The organism is Proteiniclasticum sp., from assembly GCF_032054185.1.
GTDB lineage: Bacteria > Bacillota > Clostridia > Clostridiales > Clostridiaceae > Proteiniclasticum.
On sequence record NZ_DAMBTF010000017.1, the window covers coordinates 43,303 to 55,076 of the forward strand.

The 11,774-nt window shown below is 41.6% G+C and carries 12 protein-coding genes and 1 other annotated feature; of the genes, 8 read left to right on the forward strand and 4 right to left on the reverse strand.

The window, feature by feature from the left end:
• Nucleotides 1–304 precede the first annotated feature (304 nt).
• The 3 genes from RTX25_RS10255 to RTX25_RS10265 all read left to right on the forward strand — a co-directional run bounded on the left by RTX25_RS10255 (nt 305) and on the right by RTX25_RS10265 (nt 3,397).
• On the forward strand, nt 305–715 hold the full coding sequence (locus tag RTX25_RS10255) for a YkvA family protein (RefSeq protein WP_312653346.1): 411 nt from the start codon (nt 305–307) through the stop codon (nt 713–715).
• Between the two features lie 72 nt (nt 716–787).
• On the forward strand, nt 788–1,267 hold the full coding sequence (locus RTX25_RS10260) for a YbaK/EbsC family protein (protein ID WP_312653348.1): 480 nt from the start codon (nt 788–790) through the stop codon (nt 1,265–1,267).
• Nucleotides 1,268–1,387: 120 nt separating this feature from the next.
• The gene (locus RTX25_RS10265; RefSeq protein WP_312653350.1) at nt 1,388–3,397 is read left to right on the forward strand and encodes a fructose-1,6-bisphosphatase; all 2,010 of its coding nucleotides are present in this window, start codon (nt 1,388–1,390) and stop codon (nt 3,395–3,397) included.
• Nucleotides 3,398–3,494: 97 nt separating this feature from the next.
• Here the strand turns inward: RTX25_RS10265 and RTX25_RS10270 are convergent, their stop codons facing one another.
• On the reverse strand, nt 3,495–4,292 hold the full coding sequence (locus tag RTX25_RS10270; RefSeq protein ID WP_312653352.1) for a VOC family protein: 798 nt from the start codon (nt 4,290–4,292) through the stop codon (nt 3,495–3,497).
• Nucleotides 4,293–4,460: 168 nt separating this feature from the next.
• Nucleotides 4,461–4,937, reverse strand: a complete 477-nt coding sequence (locus RTX25_RS10275) for a DUF1836 domain-containing protein (protein ID WP_312653354.1) — start codon at nt 4,935–4,937, stop codon at nt 4,461–4,463.
• Nucleotides 4,938–5,111: 174 nt separating this feature from the next.
• Between RTX25_RS10275 and RTX25_RS10280 the strand changes: the two genes are divergently transcribed.
• From RTX25_RS10280 to RTX25_RS10300, 5 genes are all read left to right on the forward strand, one after another.
• A complete protein-coding gene (locus tag RTX25_RS10280; protein ID WP_312653356.1) occupies nt 5,112–5,759 on the forward strand; it encodes a hemolysin III family protein in 648 nt (215 codons plus the stop codon).
• A gap of 176 nt (nt 5,760–5,935) precedes the next feature.
• Nucleotides 5,936–7,072 (forward strand): peptidoglycan DD-metalloendopeptidase family protein, encoded by a 1,137-nt coding sequence (locus RTX25_RS10285; protein WP_312653358.1) that lies wholly within the window; start codon nt 5,936–5,938, stop codon nt 7,070–7,072.
• A gap of 226 nt (nt 7,073–7,298) precedes the next feature.
• Nucleotides 7,299–7,565 carry a hypothetical protein gene (locus RTX25_RS10290; protein WP_312653360.1) on the forward strand — a complete coding sequence of 89 codons (267 nt, stop codon included), beginning with the start codon at nt 7,299–7,301 and terminating at the stop codon, nt 7,563–7,565.
• A 79-nt stretch (nt 7,566–7,644) separates the two neighbouring features.
• Nucleotides 7,645–7,840: a binding site (T-box leader), on the forward strand.
• A 37-nt stretch (nt 7,841–7,877) separates the two neighbouring features.
• Nucleotides 7,878–9,314: a proline--tRNA ligase gene (proS, locus tag RTX25_RS10295; RefSeq protein WP_312653361.1), complete on the forward strand. Its 1,437-nt coding sequence runs from the start codon at nt 7,878–7,880 to the stop codon at nt 9,312–9,314.
• A 190-nt stretch (nt 9,315–9,504) separates the two neighbouring features.
• Complete coding sequence (locus RTX25_RS10300; protein ID WP_312653363.1) at nt 9,505–9,834, forward strand: hypothetical protein; 330 nt, start codon at nt 9,505–9,507, stop codon at nt 9,832–9,834.
• 297 nt (nt 9,835–10,131) lie between these two features.
• On the opposite strand, the gene RTX25_RS10305 is transcribed toward RTX25_RS10300, so the two are convergent.
• Nucleotides 10,132–10,926 (reverse strand): nitroreductase family protein, encoded by a 795-nt coding sequence (locus tag RTX25_RS10305; protein WP_312653366.1) that lies wholly within the window; start codon nt 10,924–10,926, stop codon nt 10,132–10,134.
• Between the two features lie 28 nt (nt 10,927–10,954).
• The gene (gene ispF / locus RTX25_RS10310) at nt 10,955–11,431 is read right to left on the reverse strand and encodes a 2-C-methyl-D-erythritol 2,4-cyclodiphosphate synthase (RefSeq protein ID WP_312653368.1); all 477 of its coding nucleotides are present in this window, start codon (nt 11,429–11,431) and stop codon (nt 10,955–10,957) included.
• Nucleotides 11,432–11,774 lie beyond the last annotated feature (343 nt).

Here is an 11,774-nt window from a genome sequence, read left to right on the forward strand (position 1 = left end):
TAATATATAGAGAGTTTAGGAGTATCGGTATTAAATCTAGGGGTATAATTTAATAGTAAAGGGTATAGCGCTGCTTTTCAATGAAATCCAATACAAATGTTTCCTGAAGCGGTACAAAATTTAAATCTTTATCTTAGTTTCACCTGATAAAAAAAGCTCAGGGACAAGTGTAATGCGGAGCAGTTTTATGAAAAGAGGAAAGCGGCGTCTGCTATAGATTAATATTTTGACAATAATGTATTCATATCTGAAATCACCGGATTCTTCTATGATATAATCAGATCAAAATCAGTAGGAGGAACATATGGATTATCAGGAAGAAATCAAAGATGAGAAGTACAGCAAAGCATATACTGAAGACGGGTTATTCAAGAAAATCTTCAAGTTTGCGAAGAAAGCGGGCATAAAGATCATCTATCTGGCATTGCTTCTTTTCTACACTCTACAGAAACCGACAACGCCGAAGTGGGCAAAATCTGTGATCATCGGAGCATTAGGGTATTTCATCTTACCCATTGACCTGATTCCCGATTTCATTCCCATCGCAGGGTATACTGATGATTATGCGGCGCTGACAGCTGCGCTGGTCGCCATCGCTTTCTATATCGATGCGGACATCAAGGAGAAGGCAAGAAAGAAGCTGCATGACTGGTTCGGAGACTATGATCACACAGAGCTTGAAGAAGTGAACACAAAACTGGAAGAAGAGAAATAAGCTGAACGATGGAAGACTTGTATTTATTGCAGGTCTTTCCTTTTACGATCAGATATAAATTGTGGGGTTAAAATGGGGATTGAAGAAGTAAAATCATATTTTCAGCGTGAAGGACTCATCGACAGGGTGAAGGAATTTTCGGTATCCAGCGCAACCGTTGATCTCGCGGCTGAAGCCGCTGGGGTTATTCCAGCAAGAATCGCAAAGACACTGTCCTTTTATGGAAAAGAGGGTGCAGTTCTTGTGGTGGCTGCAGGGGATGCAAGGGTTGACAGCAGGAAGTTTAAAGATGCGTTCGGGATTAAAGCCAAAATGCTGAATCATGAAGATGTGGAGAAATATACCGGGCATCCTGTAGGTGGGGTCTGTCCGTTTCTGGTTCCGAAAGGGACTGAAATCTATCTTGATGTATCTTTGAAGAGATTTGAAACGGTTCTTCCAGCCTGCGGCAGCGACAAGAGTGCAGTTGAGCTGAGCATCAATGAACTATACAGACTGTCCAAGGCTTCAGGTTTTGTGGACGTTTGTAGATGCTGGATGGATGAGGGATGAGTTTCTGCTGGTTTTTGGATGGATATGCCTGTTATTTCTGAAATCCCTGTGGGCACGGGAATAATCTATTGTATAATATGGATAGAAAAGAGTTTTTGTTTATTTATTGGGGGCGTTATCATGACAAATGAATTAACCGGAAAGGAAGTGGAGACAGTTAGAGATCTTGATTATCTCAAGCTGCTTGCCAAACAGTATCCGACAATCGATTCAGCAACGACGGAGATCATCAATCTGCAGGCTATACTGGATCTACCGAAAGGAACCGAACATTATATTTCTGATATTCATGGGGAATTTGAATCCTTTCGACATGTGCTGAAGAATGCATCAGGGGTCATACGGAATAAAATCAATGAAATCTATGGGAACTCTCTGAGAGAATCAGAGAAGAAAGCGCTGGCTACGCTCATCTACTATCCTACAGAAAAACTGGATATGCTGGATATCAATGAAAGAGAAGTGGATGACTGGTACAGAATCCACCTTTTCAGACTGATCGAGGTCTGCAAAAGAGTCTCATCCAAATATACAAGGTCCAAGGTCAGAAAGGCGTTTCCTAAGGAATTTGCCTATATTCTCGATGAGCTTCTGAATGAAAATGAGGACAGAATCAATAAATATGATTACTACAACAAGATCATCGAAACCATTATAGAGCTGGACCGGGCTAAATCATTCATCGTCGCCATCTGCAATCTCATTCAGAGATTTGCTGTAGATCGTCTTCATATCATCGGAGACATCTACGATAGAGGTCCTGGTGCCGATATCATCATGGACATGCTGAAGGAGTATCATTCTCTGGATATCCAGTGGGGGAATCACGACATGATCTGGATGGGCGCCTGCGCGGGAAATGAAGCGCTGATCGCCAATGTAGTCAGAATCACCTCAAGATACAACCATCTTGAGCTTCTGGAAGACCGGTACGGAATCAATCTTCTTCCACTGGCCACATTTGCCATGGATACCTACGGCAGCGATGAACTGGCGAAGTTCATGCCAAAGGGCGTTGAAGTGACGGACAAGAATTTCAAAGAACTGGAAATGTCTGCGAAGATTCATAAAGCGATCTTCATTATACAGATGAAACTTGAAGCAGAAATCATCTACAGACATCCTGAATATGAAATGAATGACCGTATGCTTCTGGATATGATCGACTATAAGAAGGGGACCATCATGATCGATGATGTTGAATATCCTCTGAACTCAACGGAGTTCCCCACAATTGACCCGGAAAATCCTTTCATTCTTTCTGAAGAGGAAAAAAGCATCATATTAAGACTGAAGCGTTCGTTCATGAATTCCATGAGACTGAACGACCATGTGAAGCTTCTCTACTCAAAGGGCAGCATGTATAAGGTATTCAACGGAAATCTTCTTCTTCATGGATGCATTCCCATGAAAGATGACGGATCCTTCATGGATATCGTTATTGACGGTGCATTGTATCAGGGAAGAAAAGCTCTGGATGAGCTGGACCGACTTGCAAGGCAGGGCTACTTCAATAATGATCCGATTCTGAAGGAACAGGGGCTTGATGCCATGTGGTATCTCTGGTGCGGACCTGCATCTCCTCTTTTCGGTAAGAGAAAGATGGCGACATTTGAACGCTACTTCATTGAGGACAAGGTAACGCACGAGGAAGAGAAGAACCCATATTACAGAGATAGAGAGAAAATTGAATGGATCGACAAGATTCTGGAAGATTTTGGCCTCGACAAAGACAGTTCGCATCTGGTCAATGGACACGTACCGGTGAAGGTGGTTAAGGGAGAAAGTCCGATCAAGGCGGGGGGTAAACTTCTTGTCATAGATGGCGGATTTGCCAAGGCTTATCAGAAGGAGACAGGAATTGCCGGCTATACGCTGATCTATAATTCCCATGGTCTGAATCTTGTCAGCCATGAGCCTTTTGAATCTACGCAGAAAGCCATTATTGAAGAGAAAGATATCGTGTCTACGGTGATGGTTCTTGAGAGTGTACGAAGCAGAAGGAGAGTAGCAGATACCGATACCGGGTTTGAACTGAAGTCCCAGGTGGATGATCTGCTTCAGCTCGTCAATGCATACAGACAAGGGTACATCAAAGAAATCATCCATACTGCATATGAAAACAAATAGAATCGTAAAACCCCGAAGAATATGTTCTTCGGGGTCGATTTATGTTGAAATATACAAAAAAGAGTAAGTATATTTCAATTAGGAGGAAGCATTATTATTATTGAGCTTCTGGTAATCCTCGGGAAACCGTATAGAGAATATGATTAGGATCTCTTTTCTCTACAACCTCTGAGTCTTTACCAAACAGCTTGTCAAATACTGAGGGCTCGAGATGAACCTCAAACTTCATGATGCCGGGATAACCGTCTTCCTTGGCTTTTGGATTCCCTCTTAGCCAGGTGTTCATGCCCAGATGATGGTGGTAGCTGTCTCTTGAAAAAAAACCGGCCATGGGATAATCGAGCATCTTCTCGAGTCCGAGGGTATTATTGTAGTGCCTGTCCGACTCATCTACGTCAAGGACATGCAGATGGACATGACCCATGATGGTCCCTTCAGGAAATTTATCGCTACTGTTGCTGGTGCGGGATTCGAGGACCCCGTCTATATCCATGGGTTCAGTGGTCATATGGATTTTGCCTCCTACTCTCCACTCATCTTCAGGCTTGTCTCGATAGACTTCTATACCGTTTCCTTCAGGATCTGACAGGTATATGGCTTCAGAAACATGGTGGTCAGAGAATCCGGACATGAGAATTTTATTTGCTGCAGCATGATAGAGAAAGTTTCCCAGATCTTTTCTTTCAGGAAGTAGAAGCGCAAAGTGATAGAGGCCGACTTCGTGTCTTCTTGTAAGAGTTGTGGGATGCAGTACAAGTAAAGTTCTGTTGCCTGCTGAAAGCTCAACTCCATCATCCGTTTCTTTTGCATTAAACCCGAGCTTCTCATAATATATCTTCAGTTTTTGTATATTGTTTACATTGAGGTGCACTGCACCGAGTTCTAATGTTTTCATATTTATCGCCTTCATTTCTGTAAATATTCGAGCAGATTCGAGCGTTTCACTCAAAAATCGACTGCCTAATATCCATAATACAGGAGGCTTAATAATGGATTGTGAAAACTAAAAGAAATAACTGTTAACAATACTATGTTTAAGTAACTCAAGTTAATCGTTATCATATCAGTTCTGAGTTAGGATCCGTTCTTCAGAAAGAATAGCGAAATATGCGGATATAAGAGAATACGTTAAGGTTATCACCTTTTCATCAGTCAGATTTTCCGTGACTTTTCGTGCAGTCTCTCCGGCGATTTCAATGACTGATTGAAAGGATGTATAGAAATCTTCATATAACCGGTATAACTCTTCATGATTTCCTGTGGAAGATTCCGCTGAAATGGGTCCAAGAAGGATTTTGATTTCTGGGAGACTTAAAGTCTTTTTGAGTATCTGTATTAGAGACAGAAGCATCAGATGTTCCCTTGAATATTTCTTTTTATTCGATGTGTAGAGAATCTTGTCCTTGGTGTAGTTGTTGATCATGGTCTTGGTCAGGGACTTCTGCGGATAGACTTTATCCATGAAGGTGATGACCTGATCCATATAAAGTCCAAAATCCGGGATCTCTTCGATTTTCGGCAGTCTTAATCGTTCTTTCATAAGGTTCTCCTTTAAGCTGTATATCATTCATTCTGATTATATCTGGTTTACTAAACTACATGCAAGCAATATGAATATGTATTTTTTGGGATTTATTGATTGATTTTATGGTTGAATGAAGTATAATACTAATAAGACATCACATAGTTTTAATAACTACATAAGGAGTACACTATGAAAAACATAAAACTGAGAGAACCCATAAACTCCCTCACCCATCTGGGTGGTGCCCTGATTTTCTTCATCGGGACCATTATACTCATCATACAGAGAGTGGTCATGAATGCTTCGGCTGAAAGTATAGCGGGCGTCACCATTTTCGGAATCAGTCTGATTCTTCTATACCTTGCAAGCGGAATCTATCATGGCTATAATGGCAGTGAAAAAGGAATAAAGAGGCTGAAGAAGCTTGATCACAGTATGATTTATGTACTGATTGCAGGCAGCTATACGCCCATGTGTCTAAGTGTCCTTGAAGGAAGCAAAAGGAACATCATTCTACTTGTAATCTGGGGAATCGCTCTGTTCGGTATTGTTTCAAAAGTGTTCATAAGTAACATACCGAGAGTTCTTTATACATTTTTCTATCTTTTCATGGGATGGATCGTTGTTTTCTTCATCGGAGATGTTTATAGAAGCATAGAATTTGAAGGATTTCTGCTGCTCCTGACCGGGGGGATTCTCTACAGCATCGGGGGATTTATCTATATGATCAAGAAACCTAACTTTTCCAGATCACTCGGTTTCCATGAACTGTTTCACCTGTTTATTCTGGGTGGTAGTCTTTTCCATTACTTCTTTACGTTTTTATATTTAAATTAATTTATTGAAAATAAAGAGATGACAAAGTAGTGACAAAGCCCTGTATTCATGCGCATTGCGGAAAGTTGTAAAGAGCATCTTTAACTTAATGTAAAAAATACTTCAACATCTTCATATTTTCTTCATAAAAACGACTTATTATAAGGAAGTCGTAAAAAGTGACATGGAGGAAACAGATGAAGCATTTAAAAAGTATGATTGCAGCAATTCTTATCGCAGGTACTTTAAGCGGGTTTTCCGTAGATACAGTACATGCTGTTGAAGATAAAAAAGCAATGTTGGGTACAGTGAATAGTGAAATTGAAGCAGTCAGCCTGATCAAGCAGGAGACTGAAACTAAAATAGAAGTCAATCTTAATGAAATCGAACAAATTAATCAAGATAAAGAAATTCATCGCATAAGAGCAGAGTATTTAAGAGAGAATTTAGAAGTTACCGAGAAGAAACTCGGGATGCTGGATACCACAAAACCATCCAATATCATTCAGGCAGCGATGCTTTCCATATCAGGCGGGTATGTCAAAATGGAACTTGCTGATCTTCTAGGTGCTGTACATTCAACTCTGGATGAGTTTGAAGCCTATCAGGGAGAATTCCTGAAAGCCGAAGACCGCAAAGCGATAGAAGATGGCCTCAATGAAAAGATCCTGAATCTGAAAGAAGATCTTTATAAAAGTCAGACAAACATGATTTCTCTTCAGAAGGAAAAGGAATCCATAGATGCAGTCAATACAGAGCTGAACAGCAGAATGGGTGAGGTCGTTGTACAGGTTGAAACACTAAGTGTACAGAAGACCCAGCTGGAAACTGAAATCAGAGCTGAAGAAGAAAGAATCAGACTGGAACAGGAAAGAATCAGAATCGAACAGGAGAGAATTAAAGCTGAGCAGGAAAGGCTGAGACAGATCGAGCTTGAGAAGAAGAGAGCCTCAACCTTTATCAGACCTACTGAAGGAAGACTGACAAGCGGTTTCGGCAACAGAAAACATCCTGTAACAAAGAGAAATTCATTCCATGCAGGAATCGATCTGGCAAACTCGAAAGGGACCAGAGTGAATGCATCAAGAAACGGACAAGTCATTTTTGCAGGAAATAAAGGAACATACGGAAAATTTATCATCATCAGACATGCCAGTGGAGTAGAAACAGCTTATGCACATCTTAGTTCAATCAACGTAAAGGTCGGACAGAATGTGACACAGGGACAGCAGATCGGAAACATGGGCAGTACAGGAAGATCCACAGGAAGTCATCTGCACTTCGAAGTGAGAATCAACGGCAGTGCAGTCAATCCACTGAAATACTTTAAATAATACAAACAGGGAGAGCTAAGGCTCTCTTTTTTGTCTTCATTATTTCAACCTCAGTCACATCCTGAAACATTCATTTTTTATTCAAATGTTATGCACAGTATCCACAATATCTTGTGGGTAAGTCAGTGGTCAATCCTAAATATAGGTATAAATGGTGGAATGAACACGTATTATTGACAAAATAGAATATATGTTCTATTATTAAGTAAAGGTGGTGATGCTGCTCATGAATAATCCGGTAAAAAGAAAGAACCCCTGCGAAGTCATTACCTATGCCAAAGACGGACAGATTCTTCCCCTGAAGTTCAGGTATTATGCTGTGGATAAAGCAAGATATTTCACTGTAGATGTGGAGAAGATTCACTATATCACCACGGCCAACAGAAATGGCCTAAGAGAAATCACTTTCCACCTTGAGGGGAGAAGGAAGAGACTGAAAGAGAGATATGACCTGTATCTTGATCCGCGATATAAGACCTGGTGGATTGTGTGACCTGAGCCTGACTTTTCCCGGGATCATTTTCTGAAAAAATGAGTTGACCAAATTCCGTTTTTCCTATAGAATCTAAATGATATAAACGATGAGAAGAACCAGTACGAAAATCCTGCCTGCAAAGAGAGAGGGGAGCGGTGTGAACCCTTAAGGAAAGCTTTCGGAACCTGTCTTTGAGTTCTCAATTTTATTGAGCGGGGAATGCCGTTATCTTTAGAGTGGATACATAAGTATCAATTAGGGTGGTACCGCCGAATTTAAGTTTGGCCCCTTCGATTGATGCTTTTTTTATTTTTTTAGGAGGGAATACAGATGAACAACAACAAGAAGCTTGTAGAAGCCATCACTTCCATGGATGTGGACTTTGCGCAGTGGTATACCGATATCGTAAAGAAAGCTGAACTGATCGAATATTCAACAGTCAAAGGAGCAGTAATCCTCAGACCTTACGGCTATGCGCTGTGGGAAAACATTCAAGGGTATCTTGACAGAAAATTCAAGGAAACCGGACATGAGAATGTGTATATGCCTATGCTCATTCCTGAGAGTCTTCTTCAGAAGGAGAAGGATCATGTGGAGGGATTTGCACCTGAAGTTGCCTGGGTCACCCATGGCGGAACAGAAGAACTTCAGGAAAGACTCTGTATAAGACCTACATCAGAGACTCTTTTCTGTGAACATTTCTCGAACATCGTGCAGTCCTATAATGATCTGCCTAAGAAGTACAACCAGTGGTGCAGCGTGATAAGATGGGAGAAGACCACAAGGCCTTTCCTTAGAACTTCAGAGTTCCTATGGCAGGAAGGTCATACCATCCATGAAACTGCTGAAGAAGCACAGGAAGAAACCATCAAGATGCTGAATGTCTACTCGGATATGATGAAGGATTTCCTTGCTATCCCGGTCATCAAAGGAAGAAAAACAGACAAGGAGAAGTTTGCAGGGGCTGAAGCCACCTATACCATAGAAGCGCTTATGCATGACGGTAAGGCACTGCAGTCCGGTACCTCCCATAATTTCGGGCAGGGATTTGCTGAAGCATTCGGCATCCGATATACCGGTAAAGACGGAAAGCTCAGTCATGTGCACCAGACCAGCTGGGGACTTTCCACAAGAGTCATCGGTGCCATCATCATGGTTCATGGAGACGATTCAGGCCTCATTCTACCACCAAGAGTTGCACCTCATCAGCTGGTCATCATTCCTGTAGCCCAGCATAAGGAAGGCGTTCTTGAGAAGGCTGAAGAACTGAGAGAAAAACTTTCAAAAGTTGCCAGAGTCAAGGTTGATGCTTCAGACAAGAAGCCAGGCTGGAAGTTCAGCGAATATGAGATGAAGGGTGTTCCGCTAAGACTTGAGGTAGGACCTAAGGATATCGAAAACAATCAGGTAGTCCTGGTCAGAAGAGATACGAGAGAAAAGATCTTTGTATCCATGGACGATCTTGAGACAAAGGTGCCTGAGCTCCTCAATGAGATCCATGATGCGTTATACGAGAAAGCGCTGGCAAGAATGGAGAACATGACTTCAGTTGCGACTACTCCAGAAGAAATGAGAGATGCTGCGGACAACAAGCCTGGTTTCATCAAGGCTATGTGGTGTGGTGAACTTGCCTGTGAAGAACAGGTCAAGGAAGTTTATGGACTGTCCTCAAGATGCATGCCATTCGAACAGGAAAAAGTAAGTGATACCTGTATCTGCTGTGGGAAAGAAACCGATACATTAGTGTACTGGGGTAAAGCCTACTAAGAAGTCTAATCCTTAAAATAAGAAATTGTAGAATCTGCAGGGGAATATCTGATATCCTCTGCAGATTTTTTGTCCAATTTGTTAATTCAGTCTTTGGAACTTTTCTTTTACTCGGATTACCCTATAATGGGGGTAACAGAGAAAATAGCTGTCTGCGCAGTTGTGATTTCAATTGAAAGGGGAGAGTGAAATGCTTAAACTTGAGGATATCTTTAAAGGTGAGTATGAGCTGCGTTCAATAAAGGATCGTGAAGGGGACAAGGACTATTTCATCGATAACTATGGAAAACCACTGATTCTCAGATATAAGATGGAGATGGAGTTTTTCCGGGTTTCAACCATTCTGATCCGTATCGGAAAAGGAGATGTTTTTTCTGTTCATTTTCTCATGGACCGGGACCTTCTTTCTTCCATGGCTTTTATAGAATTAAATGCGAAAGATCATTTTATCGACTACACAATAGATGAGGTGAACAGCAGGCTGATCATCAGGATGAAGGAAAATGAGTTAAGTCTCTGAATGATGTATGTGCAGTACATTCTCGATTAAGAAATATCAACCCTTCACCATGAACTAAGCGCTTTCAGCTGATATGCTGTGTGCACAAAAGCTGTCATAAAAATTAAAGCCCGAGCGAATCTCAAAGATTTGCTCGGGCTTTATCATCCGGATACATATTTTTCATTATTGAGCGGTGTCAGTCTTAGGTTTACTCAGGACCATCACCTGTATGGAAAGAATCACGAGGGTAAAGATCACTGCGAAAGCCAGGTTTTTCTTTTTCAGTTTCATAAATGTTCCTCCACTTCGTTTAACCTATTCTCTGATTTCCACCGTGATCATATATTCCATGTCCACATGTGGTGTGCTGTCTTTTATGAGCTTGAATTTCATTCCTTTGGATTTGATCGCAATGATGATGTAGGCAAGGGCAATACCCATATCGATTTTATTCAGAGAACTGAAAAACTTGCTTTTGATGAATCCCAGTTTTACCCTGAGGATATGGATTCTGTTGCCGTCTACCGAGAAACGCCAGGGCTGAGTATTGAATGAGGATGGTGCAAGCCGCACCGCCTCAAGAATATATTTGTATTTACGCTTGACCGGACCCTGTATGATGATGTCATTAAGACTTCTTCTTTTGAAGTAATCCGGTTTCGGGTAAAGTTCCAGCGGATTCTCGGGATTGCCGAATGCAATGAACAGAATGGGCACCTGATTCTCGTGAAGGTCGGCATATTTTGCGATAACCGATTTATCCACACCAGGATAAGTGATGCATGTGGCGATACCGAGATCGTTCATGGCCAGAATGACATGAGCCAGAGAATAGCCTGTCGCCTGCCGGAAACCCGAGTGCTCGATGCAGCTGATGACAATGTAGTGAGGTGCATTGACTTTCGTATAGGCACCGATGATTCCGGTAACTTTCTCGGAAAAATCCTTCCCGTCTTTTATGATGTGATAATTGACTTTCAGTCCTTCAAACAGGTCCGGTGCTTTATTCAGTATTTCCTGAACCCTCAGAAGGGAGGCTTCATCCAGAGTGTCCATATTGAAATTCCTTGTGGATTTCCTTCTAAAGATGTTTTCGTACAGTGTTTCCATTTAAACTCCCTCCTAAGTGATGTTCCGTCTAGTACCTTTTATCGATGAGGACTACCGCCTGAGAAGAAATACCTTCCTTTGATCCTGTAAAGCCCAGGCCTTCTTCTGTGGTCGCTTTGATATTGATGTCTTCAAGCGGCAGTGAGAGAACCTGTGAGAGTTTCTCCCTCATCATAGGGATGTGGGGTTTCATTTTAGGCTCCTGTGCGATAATCACTGCATCGATATTGATGATTTTGAAGCTGAGATCTGACAGCATTTCCTTCACTCTTTCAAGAAGAACCAGGCTGTCTGAATCCTTGTACTGCTCAGACGTATCCGGGAAATGTGTGCCCAGATCGCCTAGTGCGGCAGCGCCAAGAAGCGCATCCATGATGGCGTGGGTAAGAACATCTGCATCCGAATGACCAAGCAGACCTTTCACATGGGGAATATTGATTCCTCCGATGATGAGATCCCTTCCCTCGACTAATCTATGAACATCGTATCCTATTCCAATTCTCATTATATCCTCCAAACTTAGAAGTTCACTTCTTTTCTTCTATTATAACACGCATGTGTGAAAACAGAATGTGGAAAGGATAAGTTCTGAAATGGGATATTCTTCTGCCGGTTAAGAATTAAAATATAGAAGCGGAAAAATCACCAAATAGACTGTGTAGAGAATATATTTTTCGGAATACCATGGACAAAGCCAAACCAGTGCGATATTTCGAAGAATAAATGACAATATATCAATCGGATATTCTATAGAAGAAAGTCTTTGGATTATGCTTTTGGTATGGACAGGTGTATTTCCCGACTTTGACAGTTAATCAAACCTTTTTTCATTGAAAAACCTTGCAGAT

Excerpts from the sequence above, each read along its gene's own strand:
- RTX25_RS10275 (WP_312653354.1), bottom strand. The coding sequence starts at position 4,937 with ATGAAAGAACGATTAAGACTGCCGAAAATCGAAGAGATCCCGGATTTT.
- RTX25_RS10270 (WP_312653352.1), bottom strand. The coding sequence starts at position 4,292 with ATGAAAACATTAGAACTCGGTGCAGTGCACCTCAATGTAAACAATATA.
- RTX25_RS10285 (WP_312653358.1), top strand. The coding sequence starts at position 5,936 with ATGAAGCATTTAAAAAGTATGATTGCAGCAATTCTTATCGCAGGTACT.
- RTX25_RS10260 (WP_312653348.1), top strand. The coding sequence starts at position 788 with ATGGGGATTGAAGAAGTAAAATCATATTTTCAGCGTGAAGGACTCATC.
- RTX25_RS10290 (WP_312653360.1), top strand. The coding sequence starts at position 7,299 with ATGAATAATCCGGTAAAAAGAAAGAACCCCTGCGAAGTCATTACCTAT.
- ispF (WP_312653368.1), bottom strand. The coding sequence starts at position 11,431 with ATGAGAATTGGAATAGGATACGATGTTCATAGATTAGTCGAGGGAAGG.
- RTX25_RS10255 (WP_312653346.1), top strand. The coding sequence starts at position 305 with ATGGATTATCAGGAAGAAATCAAAGATGAGAAGTACAGCAAAGCATAT.
- RTX25_RS10305 (WP_312653366.1), bottom strand. The coding sequence starts at position 10,926 with ATGGAAACACTGTACGAAAACATCTTTAGAAGGAAATCCACAAGGAAT.
- RTX25_RS10265 (WP_312653350.1), top strand. The coding sequence starts at position 1,388 with ATGACAAATGAATTAACCGGAAAGGAAGTGGAGACAGTTAGAGATCTT.
- proS (WP_312653361.1), top strand. The coding sequence starts at position 7,878 with ATGAACAACAACAAGAAGCTTGTAGAAGCCATCACTTCCATGGATGTG.
- RTX25_RS10280 (WP_312653356.1), top strand. The coding sequence starts at position 5,112 with ATGAAAAACATAAAACTGAGAGAACCCATAAACTCCCTCACCCATCTG.
- RTX25_RS10300 (WP_312653363.1), top strand. The coding sequence starts at position 9,505 with ATGCTTAAACTTGAGGATATCTTTAAAGGTGAGTATGAGCTGCGTTCA.